Source organism: uncultured Kluyvera sp. (assembly GCF_902485085.1).
Classification (GTDB): domain Bacteria; phylum Pseudomonadota; class Gammaproteobacteria; order Enterobacterales; family Enterobacteriaceae; genus Kluyvera; species Kluyvera ascorbata.
The window spans coordinates 11,572-31,163 of sequence record NZ_CABTJS010000182.1 but is presented as its reverse complement, the minus strand read 5'-3'; the positions used below and the strand labels follow the sequence as shown (position 1 = coordinate 31,163).

The 19,592-nt window shown below is 58.0% G+C and carries 20 protein-coding genes; 11 read left to right on the top strand and 9 right to left on the bottom strand.

Annotation, left to right across the window (positions count from 1 at the left end; genetic code table 11):
- Positions 1–6: 6 nt before the first annotated feature.
- The gene (gene lacA, locus RDN66_RS22880) at positions 7–618 is read left to right on the top strand and encodes a galactoside O-acetyltransferase (protein WP_308538202.1); all 612 of its coding nucleotides are present in this window, start codon (positions 7–9) and stop codon (positions 616–618) included.
- A gap of 99 nt (positions 619–717) precedes the next feature.
- On the opposite strand, the gene hycI is transcribed toward lacA, so the two are convergent.
- The 9 genes from hycI to hycA all read right to left on the bottom strand — a co-directional run bounded on the left by hycI (position 718) and on the right by hycA (position 8,572).
- Entirely contained in the window at positions 718–1,191 is a 474-nt protein-coding gene (gene hycI / locus RDN66_RS22875) for a hydrogenase maturation peptidase HycI (protein ID WP_202217313.1), read from the bottom strand.
- 21 nt (positions 1,192–1,212) lie between these two features.
- On the bottom strand, positions 1,213–1,623 hold the full coding sequence (locus tag RDN66_RS22870; RefSeq protein WP_202217312.1) for a formate hydrogenlyase maturation HycH family protein: 411 nt from the start codon (positions 1,621–1,623) through the stop codon (positions 1,213–1,215).
- The gene (locus RDN66_RS22865) at positions 1,620–2,387 is read right to left on the bottom strand and encodes an NADH-quinone oxidoreductase subunit B family protein (protein ID WP_035892565.1); all 768 of its coding nucleotides are present in this window, start codon (positions 2,385–2,387) and stop codon (positions 1,620–1,622) included. The genes RDN66_RS22870 and RDN66_RS22865 overlap by 4 nt, the downstream gene beginning before the upstream one ends.
- The gene (locus RDN66_RS22860) at positions 2,387–2,929 is read right to left on the bottom strand and encodes a formate hydrogenlyase complex iron-sulfur subunit (RefSeq protein WP_035892566.1); all 543 of its coding nucleotides are present in this window, start codon (positions 2,927–2,929) and stop codon (positions 2,387–2,389) included. Before RDN66_RS22860 ends, RDN66_RS22865 begins: the two co-directional genes overlap by 1 nt.
- A gap of 9 nt (positions 2,930–2,938) precedes the next feature.
- Positions 2,939–4,648, bottom strand: coding sequence for a formate hydrogenlyase subunit HycE (gene hycE, locus RDN66_RS22855; RefSeq protein ID WP_123650565.1), 1,710 nt, complete (start codon positions 4,646–4,648; stop codon positions 2,939–2,941).
- Between the two features lie 16 nt (positions 4,649–4,664).
- Positions 4,665–5,588 (bottom strand): respiratory chain complex I subunit 1 family protein, encoded by a 924-nt coding sequence (locus RDN66_RS22850; RefSeq protein ID WP_202217311.1) that lies wholly within the window; start codon positions 5,586–5,588, stop codon positions 4,665–4,667.
- Between the two features lie 2 nt (positions 5,589–5,590).
- Positions 5,591–7,417 (bottom strand): formate hydrogenlyase subunit 3, encoded by a 1,827-nt coding sequence (gene hycC / locus RDN66_RS22845; RefSeq protein ID WP_202217310.1) that lies wholly within the window; start codon positions 7,415–7,417, stop codon positions 5,591–5,593.
- Positions 7,414–8,022 (bottom strand): 4Fe-4S dicluster domain-containing protein, encoded by a 609-nt coding sequence (locus RDN66_RS22840; RefSeq protein ID WP_035892570.1) that lies wholly within the window; start codon positions 8,020–8,022, stop codon positions 7,414–7,416. Before RDN66_RS22840 ends, hycC begins: the two co-directional genes overlap by 4 nt.
- A gap of 82 nt (positions 8,023–8,104) precedes the next feature.
- Positions 8,105–8,572, bottom strand: coding sequence for a formate hydrogenlyase regulator HycA (gene hycA / locus RDN66_RS22835; RefSeq protein ID WP_035892571.1), 468 nt, complete (start codon positions 8,570–8,572; stop codon positions 8,105–8,107).
- A 213-nt stretch (positions 8,573–8,785) separates the two neighbouring features.
- On the opposite strand from hycA, the gene hypA reads away from it, so the two are divergent.
- From hypA to RDN66_RS22785, 10 genes are all read left to right on the top strand, one after another.
- Positions 8,786–9,136, top strand: a complete 351-nt coding sequence (hypA, locus tag RDN66_RS22830; protein ID WP_035892572.1) for a hydrogenase maturation nickel metallochaperone HypA — start codon at positions 8,786–8,788, stop codon at positions 9,134–9,136.
- A 3-nt stretch (positions 9,137–9,139) separates the two neighbouring features.
- Positions 9,140–10,012 carry a hydrogenase nickel incorporation protein HypB gene (gene hypB, locus RDN66_RS22825; RefSeq protein ID WP_123650569.1) on the top strand — a complete coding sequence of 291 codons (873 nt, stop codon included), beginning with the start codon at positions 9,140–9,142 and terminating at the stop codon, positions 10,010–10,012.
- A complete protein-coding gene (locus RDN66_RS22820) occupies positions 10,003–10,275 on the top strand; it encodes a HypC/HybG/HupF family hydrogenase formation chaperone (RefSeq protein ID WP_035892574.1) in 273 nt (90 codons plus the stop codon). The genes hypB and RDN66_RS22820 overlap by 10 nt, the downstream gene beginning before the upstream one ends.
- Positions 10,275–11,396 carry a hydrogenase formation protein HypD gene (gene hypD / locus RDN66_RS22815; protein ID WP_202217309.1) on the top strand — a complete coding sequence of 374 codons (1,122 nt, stop codon included), beginning with the start codon at positions 10,275–10,277 and terminating at the stop codon, positions 11,394–11,396. Before RDN66_RS22820 ends, hypD begins: the two co-directional genes overlap by 1 nt.
- Positions 11,393–12,403 (top strand): hydrogenase expression/formation protein HypE, encoded by a 1,011-nt coding sequence (gene hypE, locus RDN66_RS22810; RefSeq protein ID WP_202217308.1) that lies wholly within the window; start codon positions 11,393–11,395, stop codon positions 12,401–12,403. Before hypD ends, hypE begins: the two co-directional genes overlap by 4 nt.
- Positions 12,404–12,479: 76 nt before the next feature.
- Complete coding sequence (gene flhA, locus RDN66_RS22805; RefSeq protein WP_308538201.1) at positions 12,480–14,564, top strand: formate hydrogenlyase transcriptional activator FlhA; 2,085 nt, start codon at positions 12,480–12,482, stop codon at positions 14,562–14,564.
- A 56-nt stretch (positions 14,565–14,620) separates the two neighbouring features.
- Entirely contained in the window at positions 14,621–15,049 is a 429-nt protein-coding gene (locus RDN66_RS22800; protein ID WP_123650573.1) for a molybdopterin-binding protein, read from the top strand.
- A gap of 164 nt (positions 15,050–15,213) precedes the next feature.
- Complete coding sequence (locus RDN66_RS22795) at positions 15,214–16,149, top strand: alpha/beta hydrolase (protein ID WP_202217307.1); 936 nt, start codon at positions 15,214–15,216, stop codon at positions 16,147–16,149.
- A 248-nt stretch (positions 16,150–16,397) separates the two neighbouring features.
- A complete protein-coding gene (locus tag RDN66_RS22790; protein ID WP_308538200.1) occupies positions 16,398–18,695 on the top strand; it encodes a formate C-acetyltransferase in 2,298 nt (765 codons plus the stop codon).
- Positions 18,661–19,536, top strand: a complete 876-nt coding sequence (locus RDN66_RS22785) for a [formate-C-acetyltransferase]-activating enzyme (RefSeq protein WP_202217305.1) — start codon at positions 18,661–18,663, stop codon at positions 19,534–19,536. The genes RDN66_RS22790 and RDN66_RS22785 overlap by 35 nt, the downstream gene beginning before the upstream one ends.
- The last annotated feature ends 56 nt before the right edge of the window (positions 19,537–19,592 follow it).

Below are 19,592 nucleotides of genomic sequence, written 5' to 3'. Positions count from 1 at the left end.
ACGCTAATGAACATTCCGATGAGAGAGAGAATAAAATCAGGCATGCTATTCACGGATATGTGTGAAGGGTTACCCGAAGAGAGACTGCGAGGCAAAGAATTAATGTATGACTTTAATAACACTCGCCCGTCCGAAGAAAAAAAGAGAATTGAGCTCATTTATAAAATGTTCGGTAAAGTGGGAAAAAATCCGTGGATTGAGCCACCCATTCGCTTCGCCTACGGCAGTAATATTTTTATCGGTGACTGTTTTTATGCCAATTTCAACTTCACCATTGTTGACGATCACACGGTGACGATTGGTGATAATGTCCTGATCGCCCCTAACGTTACGATTTCGGTAACCGGACACCCAGCCCACCATGAATTGAGGGAAAAAGGCGAGATGTTTTCTTTCCCGGTGACGATAGAAAACAATGTGTGGATCGGCAGCAACGTGGTTATCAATCCGGGAGTCACAATTGGAGAAAACAGCGTTATCGGTGCAGGCAGCGTTGTCACGAAAGATATTCCCGCAAATGTCGTTGCGGCGGGCGTACCATGCAAAGTTATCAGAGAAATAACCGACCGGGATAAAGCGTATTACTATAAAGATTTTAAAGCCGAAGCGGCAGGTTAATTACGTCTACGCCTAAGCTACCTATAGGTATAAATCATCTCTTACACGGCCTCTTGAGACGGCGTTCGCTCAAGAGGCCTTTTTTCTAGCGAAGATAAGCTACTCTTCATCCTCAACCGCTAACGGTTCAAACCCGCCATTCCCCTGCCACCCTTCAAGACGCTGATAAACCACCTCAACCGCGTCTTTAATCGCCTGGGTCATTGGGTAATAAAAACCCACGATATCCGGCTGAATGCCGAGGAAAATCACCTCACCCACGTCTTCTTTCAGCTGATCGACCAGGTAGTTCAGCGGCATATTGTGGGTGGTCATCATAAACATCTCAGCGATATCGTCCGGGTCGATAATGCGAATCTCACCGGGGTTCAGCCCCATATCGGTGGCATCAACAATCAGCAGACGATCCGGGTTCAACTCGCGGATCGCCACAATATCGTTTTCCGGTGCGCTACCACCGTCAATCACGACCCACGCCCCTTTCGGCTGGGCTGCACACATTTCGGCAAGTAGAGGGCCAGCGCCATCGTCGCCCATCATGCTGTTGCCGACACAGAGTAAAACGTCAGTCATGGTCATTCCTCAATCGTAAAATCAGTCGCGCAGGCGGCGCACCATCAGATAGATGGCGCTCTCCTGATGAATGGCGTGCAGCATATTGAGCATCGCTTGGCTCCACTCTTTTTGCTGCGGCGTTTGTGACGCCCGCGCTTTATCAAACGCGTTCGCCAGCATCGACACATGGTTGCTGTCGATGACAATCTCGCCGTACTTCGGCACGCCTTCCATTTTGCGCCGCGCAGTACTGTCCGCTTCCAGCGTAGCAATCCACGCCAGATACGCATCCCACGGACAGGTCAGCGCGGCTTCGAGACAGTCGATGACCCCAAGGTGGTGGCCAATCGCCAGGCTGTAATAGACAACCTGCTGCGCCTCGGAAGGCGTGGCATCGTTCTCATCAATAAATTTACGGCTCAGTTGACTGAACACCACCTGTTCGCTCATCGAATACGTGCCTCTTCTACTACGTGGTTAAGCTGCGTGACGATTTCCGTCAGACGCGGATCGTTTTCTGTGGCCAGCCACTGCTGAACCTGGGTGTCCCCCTGGCCCAAGTGCAGCATATAGTCGTCGGCAATCTGGCGACCATAGCGGTAGCCCGCCAGGCGGCGCGCGGCGCGGTCAACCTGCACGCGCAGCGGCTGGACCATATCCGGATGCAGAATTTCAGCCGGCTGCGCGTCCAGTTCACTTGGCGCACGAGCGTGGATTTTCTGCTCCAGCAGGCCCAGCGCCATGGCGAAGCCGTACAGCGTTGCCGCAGGCGTTGGCGGGCAGCCCGGAATGTAAACGTCTACCGGCACGATTTTGTCGGTGCCGCCCCAGACGCAGTACAGGTCGTGGAAGATCCCACCGCTGTTGCCGCAAGCGCCGTAGGAGATACAGATTTTCGGGTCTGGCGCGGACTGCCAGGCGCGCAGCGCCGGAGAACGCATGGCGCGGGTCACCGCGCCGGTAAACAGCAGAATGTCGGCATGACGCGGTGACGGCACCACTTTAATGCCGAAACGTTCGGCGTCGAACAACGGTGAAAGCGTGGCAAAGATTTCGATTTCACAGCCGTTACAGCCGCCGCAGTCCACGCGGTATACGTAGGCGGAACGCTTGATGTTTTTCAGCAGCGACGCCTTCATGCTGGCGATAGACTCTTCTACCGTCATCGGCACCGGCATGCCGTTGTCGTCGCGTGGCCCTATTAAGTTGCTCATCAGATGGCCTCTTTCATGTGGCGAGTCAGGTCAATACGGTCGGAAGGCACCAAACATTTCTGACGCTTACATTCCGGGCAGGTCTCAAAGCTTTCGCGGTGGTTTTCCGCGCGGCTGTCGCCGTTGTGCTTGAGCAGCGCAATGGCGTAATCAATCTCTTTTTGCACCGCAAATGGACGGTTGCAGACGCGGCAGTTGCAGATATCAAAACGGGACTGCTGCAAGAAATCCTCTTTCTTCCACACCGCCAGTTCGTACTCCTGCGATAGCTTAATCGCCGCCGTCGGGCACACTTCTTCGCAGCGGCCGCAAAAGATGCAGCGGCCGAGGTTGAACTGCCACGCCAGCTGGTTGCTGACGCGGTCGGTTTCCACTGTCAGAGCGTTCGACGGGCACGCGTTCACGCACGCCGCGCAGCCGATGCACTGCTGCGGATTGTGTTCCGGTTTGCCGCGGAAGTTTTTATCAACCGGCATCGGTTCCAGCGGATAGGACGATGTCGTAGTGCCGGTTTTGATGACTTTTTTGATAAAGGTAAACATGACGATTCCTTATTTCAGCGGCGAGTTCTTACGTTCGATGCTGTAGCGCTCAAGTTCTTTGTACGGCACGACCTTGCTCTTCTTCTTACGCACATCGACCACGGTCATACGGTCGGTACAGGAGTAGCAAGGGTCGAGGCTACCGATAATCAGCGGCGCATCGGAAACGGTGTTGCCGCGCAGCATATAGCGCAGGGTTGGCCAGTTGGCGTAGGTCGCCGCACGGCAGCGCCAGCGGTACAGCTTCTGGTTGTCGCCGGTCATGCTCCAGTGGATATCGTCACCGCGAGGCGCTTCCGAGAAGCCCAGCGCGAAGCGGTTTGGAATGTAGGTGAACCCTTCCACCGCAAGCGGGCCGCCAGGCAGGTTATCGAGGCCGTAATCAATCATATTCAGCGCGGTGAACACCTCGTTGATACGCACTTTCAGGCGGGAGATAACGTCGCAGCCCTGCTCGCTATGCACTTCCATCGGCAGCAGACCGTAGCCCACGAACGGGTGATCGGCGCGGGTGTCACGGGCGTGACCGCTGGCGCGAACCATCGGGCCGACGTTACTGAAGTCACGGGCGATTTCCGGATCCAGGCGGCCGATACCGACGGTGCGCTGTTCCATGTTCGGGGTGCTCAGCAGAATATCCACCAGGTCCTGCACGTCACGGCGCATCTGCTGCGCCAGTTGACGGGTCTGGATCATGTCGTCTTTCAGGAAGTCACGACGGATACCGCCAATCAGGTTCAGGCCGTAGGTTTTACGCGCGCCGGTCAGGATTTCCGCCATTTTCATGGAGGCTTCACGAACGCGGAAGAACTGCATAAAGCCGGAGTCGAAGCCGGTGAAGTGGCACGCCAGGCCGAGGTTCAGCAGGTGCGAGTGCAGACGCTCAACTTCCAACAGAATCGCACGAATCATCTGCGCACGTTCCGGTACCACGATGCCCATCGCGTTCTCGACGGAGGTGGTATACGCGGTGCTGTGGGCAAAGCCGCAGATGCCGCACACGCGGTCAGACAAGAACGTCACTTCGTTGTAACCCATGCGGGTTTCCGCCAGTTTTTCCATGCCGCGGTGGACATAGAACAGACGGTAGTCGGCGTCGATGATGTTCTCGCCGTCAACGAACAGGCGGAAGTGACCCGGTTCATCGGAAGTAACGTGCAGCGGGCCAATTGGCACCACGTTGTTTTTCTTGGTACCCAGCTCGTTGATGAACTCGTAGGTTTCGGCATCGGTGGTCGGTGCCGGGCGCTGACGGTAGTCCATACTGTCTTTACGCAACGGGTACAGCTCGTCCGGCCAATCATCCGGCAGCACCAGACGACGTTCGTCGGGCAGGCCCACCGGGCGCAGGCCGTACATGTCACGCACTTCGCGCTCGCCCCAGACCGCCGCCGGAACGCGCGGCGTTACGGACGGGTATTCGAGGGTGTTAGGGTCAACTTCGACGCGCACGGTAATCCAGCACTTGGTGCCTTTTTCCATCGACAGCACGTAGTAGACCGCATAGTGTCCGTTCAGTTTACGTTCATCGTTGCCGAACAGTACCGACAGCCAGCCGCCCTGCTGGTAGTAAAGAAACTCGACGACTTCCGGCAGGTAGTTCACCTTCACGGTAATCGTTAACTGGTCTTTGGTCTGCCAGGCTTCGTCCAGCACCACGCCCGGGAAGGCCTGGTGCAGCGCAGCGAGGTAGTGTTGACCCACTTTTTCTTCAGACATGCTCAAAACTCTCTTATCACGCCACCAGCAAGGAGACGAAGGCTAAAAAGGCTAAACCGAACCCGGTCCAGGTGATACGACCGGTAATATCCAGACGCAGACGCGCCATGCTGTTTTCGAACAGGGCGATAATCAGCACGCCGACCACCAGCTTGACGACAGCGGCAATCACAGCAATCACCAGACCACCAACGCTAAAGCTGGTCATCTGTCCCCACGGAATGAAGACGCCAACAAACATCTGCAGCACCACCAGCTGTTTGAGGCTGATGCCCCACTTCAGCACGCCGAAGCCGCTGCCGCTGTACTCGGACAGCGGGCCTTCCTGCAACTCTTGCTCTGCTTCCGCTAAGTCAAACGGCAGTTTGCCCATTTCGATAAAGGTGGCGAAAGCGCAGGCGCAGAAAGCCAGCGCCAGCGGAATGCTGCGGCTGACCGGCCAGTGGTAAATCGTATCGGTGATGTTGCTAATGTGAGTCGAACCGGCAACCAGCGCCGCCACCCACAGACCCAGCAGCAGAATCGGCTCCACCAGCACGCCGAGCATCGCTTCACGGCTCGCGCCGATAGCGGTGAACGGGCTACCGGTGTCGAGACCGGCAATGGCGAAGAAGAAACGCGCGACGGCAAACAGATAGATCAGGGTGATCAGATCACCCAAACCCGGCAGCGGAGACGCGACGGTCACCACCGGCAGAGCGGTGGCAATCGTCAGCATCACGCCGACCATCACAAACGGCGTCAGGCGGAACACCCAGCCGGAAGCGTCCGGGCCAATGCTCTGACGGCCCAGCAGTTTGATGATGTCGCGATACTCCTGCATCACGCCCGGCCCGCGACGGTTATGCAACCGTGCGCGCAGCACGCGGGTGATACCGGAAAGCAGCGGCGCAACGGCGAACAGTACCAGCGCCTGCAGTACAGCAAATAGGAACGTCATGTTCAGGCTCCTCGAGAGATGACAATCACGACCAGCACCGCCAGTTCAACCAGCGCCAGACGTTGCAGCAGCAGCGGCGCCGCCGCGTTCTGCCAGCCCGGAACCAGAGAGACCGGGTTGAGCCATTTGCGCAGTTTCAGCACTGGAGCAAAGGCCTGTTTCACCGGCATCGCAAAACCGTGCGCGGTGATCACCATGGATTGTTCGTGGTCGTAACCACAGACCCACGCCGCGCCGCGAGAACGGCTTGGCAGGCGGTTGCCTTTGAGCAGCGCCAGAATGATGAACGGCAGCAGCGGGCAGGCAATCAGCAGCAGGGTAATCATCGGCTGGGAGACCACGGTGTGCGCGGTGGCCATCGGCAGCGGCACGGCGGCGCTCAGCATTGGCAGCAGCCACGGCGCGGCAACGCCGCCGACGATACACAGCAGCGCCATCACAACGGTGCTAATGGCCATCAGCAGCGGCGCGCAGCAGGCGTTTTCCGCCTCTTTAGTGCGCGGTGCGCCGAGGAAGGTCACGCCGTAGACTTTCGCCATACACATCACCGCCAGCGCGCCGGTAATCGCCAGGCCAACGGCCAGCAACGGCCCCAGCAGACGACCAATAAACGCCCCGCTGGTGCTCAGCTTGAAGAAGGACTGGTAAATAACCCACTCACCGGCAAAGCCGTTCAGCGGCGGCAGCGCGGCCATTGCCATCAGGCCGACTAACATCGCCAGCGAAATCATCGGCATACGTTTGCCGATACCGCCAAGCTTCTCGATGTCGCGGTGACCGGTGCGGAACCAGACGGAGCCCGCGCCGAGGAACAGCGTGGTTTTGAACAGGCTATGGTTGAGCAGATGGTACAGACCGCCGGTCAAACCCAGCGCCACCATTACCGGTTCCTGCAGCGCCAGACCGGTCACGCCCACGCCTAAACCGAGCAGGATAATGCCGATGTTTTCCAGCGTGTGGTACGCCAGCAGACGCTGAATATTGTGTTCCATCAGCGCGTACAGACCGCCGACAAACGCGGTGATCATGCCCAGCACCAGCAGCGCAATGCCCCACCACAGCGGTTGAACGTTGCCCAACAGCGATACGGTGAGAATGCCGAGCAGACCCACTTTCATCACCACGGTAGAGAACAGCGCGGCGGCCGGTGCGCTCGCGTTAGCGTACGCCTGCGGCACCCAGCCGTGCAGCGGGATGATCCCTGCCAGCAGGCCAAAGCCAATCACGCAAAGTACCCAGATGTCAGAACCGATTGGCAGCATCTGCGCACGTTCGTTCAGCAGCACCAGATCCAGCGTACCGTAGCGCTGCCACAGCAGCAGGCAGGCAATCGCCAGCAGAATGGTACCCAGACGGCCCAGCGCAAACCACAGCTTGCCCGAGGAAGCACAGCCGGTGAGGAACGCGCCGCACAGCGCCATGATTTCCGCCATCACCACCAGCGAACCGAAGCTGCTCGCCACAATCGCGCAGACGGCAGCCGCCAGCAGGATGTTGATCAGCAGACCGTTGCTTTTCACGTTCGGGTGACGGTGCCAGTCAATGTTGTAGAGGCTGACAAACAGGCCGCACAGGCCGAGCGCAATCAACCATACCGCGTTCAGCGGCGACACCAGCACGCTGTAGTGAACCAGCGACAGGCTACCTATCACCGGGAAACCGTGAACCAGTACCTGAACGCCCGCCAGGCCCGCGCACAGGCTGCCCAGCGCGCCGCCGACACCGGCGACAAAACCGCTCAGAGATTTATTAAACGACAGCACAAAGGACAGCACGGCGGCAGCGGCAAACCAGGCCACTGCGCTATTAATCAACGTCATGACGCTCATTTCGCCTCTCCTTGTTGCGCCTGGAACAGCGTCAAATCGCCTAAATCGGTGTGGAAGGTCAGTTCGCGTTTGCGTTTGCTGACGCGGGCGATGTCCATATTGTTCACCAGATGCAGCGCTTTGGTCGGACAGGTACGCACGCAGGCCGGGCCCTCTTCATCGAAGTGGCACAGGTCGCATTTGACCGCGATAGCGCGAACGCCAGGCACCCAGTCCAGCAGCGTACTGACGCGAGCCGGAGCCGGTGGCGCAGGCAGCGCTTTCGGTGAGTTGGCGTTTGCTGGAATATCCAGCGGGCGACTACCGGAAAATTCAATCGCCCCAAACGGGCAGGCAATGCCGCACAGTTTGCAGCTGACGCACAGGCTTTCGTTCAGCTGTACGGCGCCATCGACGCGGGTAATCGCATTGACCGGGCATACCCCGGCGCACGGCGCGTCTTCACAGTGGTGACACATCTGTGGCGCGGATTCTTTTTCATTAAGCATTACTCTGAGCCGCGGCATAGATTGCAGGCCGTGGTGGCGATGCGTTTCCGCACAGGCCGCTTCACAGGTACGGCAACCGATACAAACGGTAGAGTCAGCAATTACAAAACGATTCACCAGGTCTTCCTCAGGTGACAGTCATTTTTGACGAAATCATGCAGAGCAAGTGTCATTTCGACACCCGTCGACACACCGATAATCAAGCGTGAGAAGCCCGTTGAGACTCTGGTGCCAGCTGGCTGAAACTGACCGGGCTGTCGCTTTCAAGCGCCGCATACAGGGTGTCGTATACCGGCGAAATTTTTTCCAGGTAGTGTTCCAGCACCTGCTCGCGGTCACGGATATTGACGGTGCCGTCAATAAAGCCGTTCATGCTCATCTCGGCGCTGCCCACACACTGTTTATTCAGGCCGTCGCGGGTTTCAACAACGTACTCAACGGTGTGGCTGTTAAAGCCGCTGGCAAGGCTGACAGAAACCACGAAATGTTCGAACAGCACGAAGCTCAGCTCTTTCTCTGGCGCGCAGTTCATGCCGTGATGCAGACGCGCTTTGGACAACGTAATCCCCTGAACCAGAGAGTTGCAGTAGACACGCCATTGATCCTGATGGCGGCGGTGACGATCGGCGATATAGTCGGCCTTCTCGCTAATTTCCCAAATAGTCATGTCGGTTACCCGGTTAATAGAAACAAGCCTCCTAAGCACTTTTCATGCCATGTTTTTAATTAATTGATTTAATTGATATTTAATGAAATGACACTGCCACAGTGACATGTCATTTCGTCAGTACGACATCGTCATCGACAGTCTTTAATGACCTTTTTTCATCTCTGGCATCGTTATTGCATTATCACGGCGAGTTATGAAACAGGAGGCGTTATGCACGAAATCACGCTCTGCCAGCGAGCGCTGGAAATTGTCGAACAACAGGCGGTACAGAACGGCGCGAAGCGCGTCACCGGCGTCTGGATGAAGGTCGGCGCTTTTTCTTGTGTAGAGACGAGCGCAATGACCTTTTGTTTTGATCTGGTGTGCCGCGGCACGCTGGCTGAAGGCTGTACACTGCACGTCGAGGAACAGGAAGCGGAATGCTGGTGTGAATCCTGCCAGCAGTACGTTCAGCTCGTGTCAGTTCACGTGCGCCGTTGTCCGCAATGCCATAGCGACAACCTGCGCATCGTCGCCGACGACGGTTTACAGATTCAGCGAATTGAAATTGATCAGGAGTAAAGTATGTGTACCACCTGTGGTTGTGCCGATGGCAACCTCTATATAGAGGGCGATGAACGTAACCCGCACTCGCTGTTCCGCAGCGCGCCTTTCGCCCCGGCAGGCCGTCCGGCGCTGTCCATTACCGGCGTCAGAACCCGAGAGTTTGAACCACAGGCCGCCGACAACGGCGACCTGCACTACGGTCACGGCGAAGCGGGCACCCACGCGCCAGGCATGAGCCAGCGCCGGATGCTGGAAGTCGAAATCGACGTGCTGGATAAAAACAACCAGATTGCCGCCCGCAACCGCGCGCGCTTTGCCGCCCGCGAGCTGCTGGTGCTGAATCTGGTTTCCAGCCCCGGCTCCGGTAAAACCACCCTGCTCACCGAAACCCTGATGCGCCTGAAAGACCGCGTATCCTGCGCCGTTATCGAAGGCGACCAGCAGACGGTGAACGACGCCGCGCGCATTCGCGCCACCGGCACACCGGCGATTCAGGTCAACACCGGGAAAGGCTGTCACCTTGATGCGCAGATGATTGCCGATGCCGCCCCGCGCCTGCCGCTCGAGAGCAACGGAATTCTGTTTATCGAAAACGTTGGTAACCTGGTTTGCCCGGCGAGCTTTGATTTAGGCGAACGCCACAAAGTCGCCGTGCTGTCGGTCACTGAAGGTGAAGACAAACCACTCAAGTACCCGCATATGTTTGCCGCCGCGTCGGTCATGCTGCTCAACAAAGTTGACCTGCTGCCGTACCTCAATTTCGACGTTGAGAAATGCCTCGCCTGCGCGCGTGAAGTGAACCCGAATATTGAAATCATCCTGCTCTCCGCCACCAGCGGTGAAGGCATGGACACCTGGCTGAACTGGCTGGAGACGCAGCGATGTGCATAGGCATTCCTGGACAAATTTCTGCCATTGACGGCGTACAGGCGAAGGTAGACGTTTGCGGCATTAAGCGCGATGTCGACCTGACGCTGGTCGGCGCGGTGGACGAAAACGGTCAGTCGCGCATCGGCCAGTGGGTTCTGGTGCACGTGGGCTTTGCCATGAGCATCATCAACGAAGAAGAGGCGCGCGATACTCTCGCGGCGCTGGAAAATATGTTTGAAGTTGAGCCCGACGTTGGCGCGCTGCTCTTTGGCGAGGAACGATAATGCGTTTTGTTGATGAGTACCGTGCGCCCGAGCAGGTGATGCAGCTGATTGCCCACCTGAAAAACCGGGCGCAACATCTGGCCTATACCGCTGAGCGCCCACTGCGCATCATGGAAGTGTGCGGCGGCCATACGCACGCGATTTTCAAATTCGGTCTCGACCAGCTGCTGCCGGAGAACATCGAATTTATCCACGGGCCAGGCTGCCCGGTGTGCGTACTGCCGATGGGACGCATCGACACCTGTATTGAAATCGCCAGCCATCAAGAGGTGATTTTCTGCACCTTCGGCGATGCCATGCGCGTACCGGGGAAAAACGGCTCGCTGATGCAGGCAAAATCGCGCGGCGCGGATATCCGTATCGTCTATTCACCGATGGACGCCCTTAAGCTGGCGCAGCAGAACCCGGATCGCAAAGTGGTGTTCTTTGGCTTAGGCTTTGAAACCACCATGCCGACCACCGCCATCACCTTGCAACAGGCGAAGGCGCAGAAGGTCAGCAACTTCTTCTTTTTCTGCCAGCATATTACCCTTATTCCTACCCTGCGCAGTCTGCTCGACCAGCCGGACAACGGTATCGATGCGTTTCTTGCGCCGGGCCACGTCAGCATGGTCATCGGCACGCACGCCTATGGCTTTATCGCCAGCGATTACCAGCGTCCGCTGGTGGTGGCGGGCTTTGAGCCGGTCGACCTGTTGCAAGGCGTGAACATGCTGGTGGAGCAAAAAATTGCCGCAGCGCCTTGTGTCGAAAACCAGTACCGTCGCGTGGTGCCGGATGACGGCAACAAGCTTGCGCAGAACGCCATTGCTGAGGTGTTTGCGGTCAAAGGCGACAGCGAATGGCGCGGCCTTGGGTTAATTAACGACTCCGGCGTGCAGCTGACGCCGGACTATCAATGTTTTGATGCAGAAGCGCACTTCCAACCGCAGCCGCAGCGCGTCTGCGATGACCCGCGCGCCCGCTGCGGCGACGTGCTGACCGGCCGTTGCAAACCGCATCAGTGCCCGCTGTTTGGCGCCACCTGCAATCCGCAGAGCGCATTCGGCGCGCTGATGGTGTCGTCCGAGGGCGCGTGCGCCGCCTGGTATCAATATCGTAGTCAGGAGGCAGAAGCATGAAGAGTATTCAGTTAGCGCACGGGAGCGGCGGTCTGGCGATGCAGCAGCTTATCGACGGCCTGTTTATGAAAGCCTTCGCCAACCCCTGGCTGGCGGAGCAGGAAGATCAGGCGCGCCTGTCGCTGGCTTCGCTGACCGCCCACGGCGACCGTCTGGCTTTCTCCACCGACAGCTACGTGATTGACCCGCTGTTCTTCCCCGGCGGCAATATCGGCAAGCTGGCGATTTGCGGCACCGCCAACGACGTGGCGGTCAGCGGCGCGGTGCCGCGTTATCTCTCCTGCGGCTTTATCATTGAAGAAGGGCTGCCGATGGAGACGCTGGAGGCGGTGGTCAACAGCATGGCGGAAACGGCCAAAGCGGCGGATATCGCCATCGTCACCGGCGACACCAAAGTGGTGGGTCGCGGCGCGGCGGACAAACTGTTTATCAACACTGCCGGGATGGGCGCTATCCCGTCCGATATCCACTGGGGCGCGGCCACGCTTACGCCGGGTGACCTGCTGATTGTCAGCGGGACGCTGGGCGATCACGGCGCGACCATCCTCAACCTGCGCGAACAGTTAGGCCTTGATGGCGAACTGCAAAGCGACTGCGCGGTGCTCACCCCGCTTATCCAAAGCCTGCGCCCGATTGCTGGCGTGAAGGCGCTGCGCGACGCCACCCGCGGCGGCGTGAACGCGGTAGCCCATGAATTTGCCGCCACCAGCGGACACGGCGTTGAGATTCATGAACAGAATATTCCGCTGAAAGATACCGTGCGCGGTGTATGTGAATTATTGGGTCTTGACGCCCTTAACTTCGCAAATGAGGGTAAACTGATGATTGGCGTCACCCGCGAAGCAGCCGAAGAGGTGCTCGCCGCACTGCGCGCCCATCCACTGGGCCGTGATGCCGCTATCATTGGCGAAATCACTGAACGTCGTGGGGTTCGCGTTGCCGGCCTGTATGGCGTTAAACGCACGCTGGATCTTCCTCACGCCGAACCGCTGCCACGAATCTGTTAACAGACCGCTCAAGGTCTGCAATTTATTATTATTATTAGTTATCGCACCGATCACGGTGCTTTTATGGGCAAGCTACATGTCGTATACACCGATGGGCGATCTCGGACAGCAAGGGCTGTTTGATATCACCCGGACTCTTCTCCAACAACCCGATCTGGCCACGCTCAGCGAAACGCTGGCGCAGCTTGCAAAACAATCTGCGCTGGCAGACAGCGCGGCGATAATCCTGCTGCAGCCGGGAAACCACCGCGCGGGATACCACGCGACGCGCGAAGCGGGTAACCCCATCGCCTATGAAGACGATAACGTGCTGGCGAATGGGCCGGTCAGACGCCTGCTTTCACGCCCGGATGCCCTGCATTGTAGCTACAGCGAGTTTCTCGAAGCCTGGCCGCAGCTGGCGCACAGCGGGCTCTACACGCCGTTTGGCCATTACTGCCTGCTGCCGCTGGCCGCTGAAGGGCGCATCTTCGGCGGCTGTGAATTTATCCGCCAGAATGACCAGCCATGGACGGAAAAAGAGTACCAGCGTCTGCACACCTTTACGCAGATTGTCGCCGTGGTGACCGAGCAGATCCAAAGCCGTGTCACCAACAATGTCGACTACGATCTCTTGTGCCGCGAGCGCGATAACTTCCGCATTCTGGTGGCTATCACCAACGCCGTGCTGTCGCGTCTCGACATGGACGATCTGGTCGGCGCGGTGGCCAAAGAGATCCACTACTACTTTGATATCGATGCCATCAGCGTGGTGCTGCGCGGTAACCGCAAAGGCAAGCTGAACATCTACTCGACGCACTATATTGACGTAAACGATCCGGTCCACGATCAGAGCGAAGTGAACGAGTCCGGCACGCTGACCGAGCGGGTGTTCAAGAGCAAAGAGATGCTCAAGCTTAACCTCGACGAGCAGGACAAGCTGGCCCCGTACGAACGCCAGCTGTTTGAAATGTGGGACGACAAAATTCAGACGCTGTGCCTGCTGCCGCTGATGTCTGGCGACAAGATGCTTGGCGTGTTGAAACTTGCCCAGTGTGACGAAAAAGTATTTAGTGCTGCCAACCTCAAGCTGCTCAAACAAATCGCCGAGCGGGTCTCCATTGCCGTCGATAACGCCCTCGCCTATCAGGAAATTCATCGTCTGAAAGAGCGCCTGGTCGACGAGAACCTCGCCCTGACCGAACAGCTCAACAACGTTGACGGTGAGTTTGGCGAAATCATTGGCCGCAGCGAAGCGATGTTCAACGTGCTCAAGCAGGTTGAGATGGTGGCGCCAAGCGACAGCACCGTGCTGATCCTCGGCGAAACCGGCACCGGTAAAGAATTGATTGCCCGCGCCATTCATAACCTGAGCGGCCGAAACACCCGTCGGATGGTGAAGATGAACTGCGCGGCAATGCCGGCCGGTCTGCTGGAAAGCGATCTCTTCGGCCACGAGCGCGGTGCGTTCACCGGTGCCAGCGCCCAGCGTATTGGCCGCTTTGAGTTGGCGGATAAAAGCTCCATGTTCCTCGATGAAGTGGGCGATATGCCGCTGGAGCTACAGCCGAAGCTGCTGCGCGTGTTGCAGGAGCAGGAATTCGAGCGCTTGGGCAGCAATAAGCTGATCCAGACCGACGTACGTCTGATCGCCGCCACCAACCGCGATCTCAAGCAGATGGTGCTGGATCGCGAATTCCGTAGCGATCTTTACTACCGCCTGAACGTTTTCCCGATCCACCTGCCGCCGCTGCGCGAGCGTCCGGAAGGTATTCCGCTGCTGGTGAAAGCCTTCACCTTTAAAATCGCCCGTCGTTTGGGGCGCAATATCGACAGCATTCCGGCGGAAACGCTGCGCACCTTGAGCCAGATGGAATGGCCGGGTAACGTGCGTGAGCTGGAGAACGTGATTGAGCGTGCGGTGCTGCTGACGCGCGGCAGCGTGTTGCAGCTTTCGATGCCGGAGCTGGCCTTTGCCAGCGAAGAAACACCGGAGCCAACGCCGCTCGCCGAAGCGCCGAAAGAGGGCGAAGACGAATATCAGCTGATCGTCCGGGTACTGAAAGAGACTAACGGCGTGGTCGCCGGGGCGAAAGGCGCAGCGCAGCGTCTGGGGCTTAAGCGCACCACATTGCTCTCAAGAATGAAACGTCTGGGCATTGATAAAGATTCGTTAATGTAAAAACTGTGGCTATACTGACCTCTGATTCGATAACGAGTGAATGGAGGCAGTATCGTATGGCAGTTTCAGCACGTAACCAATTAACGGGCACCATCAGCGCAGTCTCAACCGGCGCGGTCAACGACGAAATCGAACTGACCCTGCCGGGCGGCGCAAAGCTGGTGGCTATCGTCACCCATAGCAGTAAAGAAGCGCTGGGCTTGGTCAATGGGAAGGAAGCCATTGCCCTGATTAAAGCCCCGTGGGTAACTCTGGCAACCGAAGACTGTGGCCTGAAGTTCTCTGCCCGCAACCAGTTTGCCGGTGAAGTGACCCAGGTCACCGAAGGCGCGGTAAACGCGACGGTACATATCAAAACCGACGCTGGCTTTGAGATTGTTGCCGTGGTCACCAACGAAAGCCAGAGCGAGATGAAGCTGGCGAAAGGCAGCCGCGCTATTGCGCTGATCAAGGCTTCCGCGATTCTTATCGCCACCCGCGCGTAAGTTTTCCCCGGCGTCGCGCTGCTCAGTTGGGCTACGCGACGCCGGGAATAACACCCACCTCACACCTTCTCGTTTCTCTATTTATGAAACACCATTTTGTGAATACATTCCCGTTCTCACAATTTAATGGATGATAAATAAGCGTTTTCCCCGTGGAGACGTCTATGATTCGCTTACCTCTGTCCGCTGCTCTTGTTCTGGCATTTTCCGCGCAGGCGGCTTTTGCCGCTCTACCCATCCTTTCCGTCTGGCCCAATGGCGAAGCGCCGGGGGCTAAAAACAGCCCGGTAACCTACGCGCTGGTGGAACGTAGTAAAGATCCGAAACTACCGGATCGTGCCGTTACCGGCATCCGCGCGCCACAAATCACCGTCTACGCCCCGGCGCATCCGAACGGCGTGGCGCTGCTGGTGACGCCGGGTGGCTCCTATCAGCGGGTGGTGCTGGATAAAGAAGGCAGCGATTTAGCCGCGCCGTTTAACGCCAAAGGCTACACGCTGTTTGTGATGACCTACCGCATGCCCGCCGACGGTCATGCCGAAGGGGCCAATGCGCCATTAGCTGACGCCCAGCGAGCGCTGCGCACCGTCCGCGCTAATGCCGCAAAGTGGCATATTAATCCGCAAAAAATCGGTGTGATGGGCTTCTCTGCGGGTGGGCACGTAGCCGCAAGCCTTGAGACGCGCTACGACGAAGCGGTTTACTCACCGCTCGATGATGTCGATAAACAGAGCGCGCGTCCTGATTTTGTGGTGCTCGGCTACCCGGTTATTTCGATGGATAAAGCTATTGCTCACCCCGGTTCACGCACCGCATTAATTGGCGACACGCCATCCGCCGAGCAGATTAAGCACTACTCTCCTGAGCTGAATGTCACCGCTCAAACACCACCAACCTTCCTGATGCACGCGGTGGATGACCCGTCGGTACCGGTCGATAATTCGCTGGTGATGTTCAACGCCCTGCGCGCGCATAACGTGCCGACGGAGTTGCATCTGTTTGCCGAAGGTAAACACGGGTTTGGCATTCGCGGAACCAAAGGCCTGCCCGCCGCCGCATGGCCGGAGCTGGCGATGAATTGGGTTGCTTCGCTGCATTAGTCGCGCCTAACGGCGCTGCGCTTATCTGGCCTACAAATCCAAAAACGGCACGGACCTGTAGGCCGGATAAGGCGAAGCCGCCATCCGGCAATCTGGTTTACCACCCAGACAAAATTGAGATCTCATTTTTCCCTTTTGATCACAATAATCCAGTAAATCACCTCATTCTCTTCTGTCTCCCCGCCCCGCATTTGCCTAACGTAGAAGCCATAAGAAACGTCAGGTTAATCTCCCGAGGAGCCCGCAAAATGACTAATCGTATCCAGCGCCTGAAAGACGCCCTCTTTGCCAACCCGCGCGAAATCTCCCTTGAGCGCGCCGTCCTCTACACTGAAAGTCACCGTCAGACCGACGGCGAGCCGGTCATCATTCGCCGCGCCAAAGCCACCGCTCATATTCTCGATAACGTCGCCATCAGCATTCGCGACGATGAACTGATTGCCGGCAACCGCACCATCAAACCGCGTGCCGGGATTATGTCGCCGGAGATGGACCCATACTGGCTGCTAAAAGAACTGGACCAGTTCCCTACCCGCCCGCAGGACCGTTTTAATATCAGCGACGACGACAAGCGCCTGTACCGCGACGAACTGTTCCCGTACTGGGAAAAGCGCTCGATGAAAGACTTCATCAACGCGCAGATGACTGATGAAGTGAAAGCCGCCGTCAGCACGCAGATATTCAGCGTCAACCAGACCGACAAAGGCCAGGGCCATATCATCATCGATTATCCGCGCCTGCTGAATAACGGTCTGGACGCGCTGGTTAATGAGATGCACGCCCACCTGCACGAGCAGCCGGATAACGCCTTTTACCAGGCGGTGCTGATTCTGCTGGAAGCCTCCCAGCGCCACATCCTGCGTTACGCCGCGCTGGCCGATGAGATGGCGAGCCGTTGCCCTGACCCGCAGCGTCGTCAGGAACTGGAGACCATCGCTAGCGTCTCGCGCCATAACGCCGGGCAGAAGCCGGAAAACTTCTGGCAGGCCTGCCAGCTGTTCTGGTACATGAACATCATTTTGCAGTACGAGTCGAACGCCAGTTCCATCTCGCTCGGCCGCTTTGACCAGTACATGCTTCCGTTCTGGCAAGCGTCGCTGAACCACGGCGAAGACCCGGCGTTCATGCAGGAGCTGCTGGAGTCATTGTGGGTGAAATGCAACGACATCGTGCTGCTGCGCTCCACCAGCAGCGCCCGCTATTTCGCAGGTTTCCCGACCGGCTACACCGCCCTGCTCGGCGGCCTGACCGAGAATGGCCGCAGCGCGGTGAATATCCTCTCCTTTACCTGCCTGGATGCCTACCAGAACGTGCGTCTGCCGCAGCCGAACCTCGGTGTGCGGGTCAACGAACTGATCGACCGCCCGTTCCTGCGCAAAACCGCCGAAACCGTGCGTCTCGGCACCGGCATTCCGCAAATCTTCAACGATGAGGTAGTGGTGCCAGCGTTCCTCAACCGCGGCGTGTCGCTGGAAGATGCGCGCGACTACGCGGTGGTTGGTTGCGTCGAGCTATCGATTCCTGGCCGCACCTACGGTTTGCATGACATCGCCATGTTTAACCTGTTGAAGGTAATGGAAATCGTCATGCTTGAGCACGAAGGCGATCCGCAGCTCACCTACGACGGCCTGCTGGCAAGCATCCGCGACAAAATTCGTCACTACATTAAGCTGATGGTCGAAGGCAGCAATATCTGCGATATCGGCCACCGCGACTGGGCACCGGTGCCGCTGCTCTCTTCGTTTGTTGAAGACTGTATCGCCAACGGCAAAGACATTACCGACGGCGGCGCACGCTACAACTTCTCCGGCGTGCAGGGCATTGGTATCGCCAACCTGAGCGACTCGCTGCATGCACTGAAAGGCATGGTGTTCGACCAGCAGCGCATGAGCTTCGACGAACTGCTGGCGGTGCTGAAGGCCAACTTTGCCACGCCGGAGGGCGAGAAAGTTCGCGCGCGGCTGATTAACCGCTTTGAGAAATACGGCAACGACATCGACGATGTCGATAACATCAGCGCCGATCTGCTGCGTTTTTACTGCAAAGAAGTGGAAAAGTACCGCAACCCGCGCGGCGGCCAGTTTACGCCTGGCTCCTATACCGTCTCCGCCCACGTGCCGCTAGGGTCGGTGGTTGGCGCAACGCCAGATGGACGTTTCGCCGGAGAACAGCTAGCGGACGGCGGGCTGTCGCCAATGGTCGGCCAGGACGGTCAGGGCCCCACGGCGGTGCTGAAATCAGTGAGCAAGCTTGATAACTACCTGCTCTCCAACGGCACGCTGCTGAACGTCAAGTTCACTCCGGCGACGCTCGAGGGGGAAAGCGGCCTTAATAAGCTGGCGGATTTCCTGCATGCCTTTACCAAGCTCAAGCTCCAGCATATCCAGTTCAACGTGGTGAACGCCGAAACGCTGCGTGAAGCCCAGCAACGACCACAGGATTTCGCCGGGTTGGTGGTGCGCGTCGCGGGCTACAGCGCCTTCTTTGTCGAGCTGTCGAAGGAGATTCAGGATGACATTATCCGCCGCACCGCGCATCAGCTGTGAGGTGATTGAGACGCGCGCCGATACGGCGCGCATTTTCAATATCCAGCGCTATTCGTTAAACGATGGTCAGGGCATCCGCACCGTGGTGTTCTTCAAAGGCTGCCCACATTCTTGTCCGTGGTGCGCCAACCCGGAGTCGATGTCGCCAAAAATAGAGACCGTCCGCCGGGAGAGCAAGTGTCTGCACTGCGCCACCTGTTTACAGGATGCCGACGAATGCCCGTCGGGCGCGTGGGAGCATATTGGCCGCGACGTGACGCTGGAGTCTCTCGAACGGGAAGTGCTCAAAGATGAGGTGTTCTTCCGCGCGTCCGGCGGCGGCGTGACGCTCTCCGGCGGCGAAGTACTGATGCAGGCCGAGTTCGCCACCCGTTTTTTACAGCGCCTCAAGCAGTGGGGTATTCGTACCGCTATTGAGACCGCGGGCGATACCTCTCCTCGCCGCCTGCTGCCGCTGGCGCAGGCCTGCGATGAAGTGCTGTTTGATCTCAAAATCATGGACTGCGCGCAGGCGCGCCAGGTGCTGAACATGAACCAGCCGCGGGTGCTGGAGAACTTTCGCCTGCTGGTTACAGAAGGTATTAAGGTGATTCCACGGCTGCCGCTGATCCCCGGTTACACCCTCAGCACCGAGAACGTCGCGCAGATTCTGGCATTTCTGGCACCGCTACCGGTTGAGGAAGTGCATCTACTGCCGTTCCATCAGTACGGCGAGCCGAAGTATTCCCTGCTGGAGCGTGAGTGGGCAATGGCGGGGATAAAAGCGCCGGAAGCCGAAGAGATTGCGCCAATTCGGGCGATGGTGGAACAGGCTGGGTATCGGGTGGTGATGGGGGGATGAGCGCAGAGCATTCCTGGCGGCGCTTCACTTGGCCGGGCTACATGCTCATGTAGCCC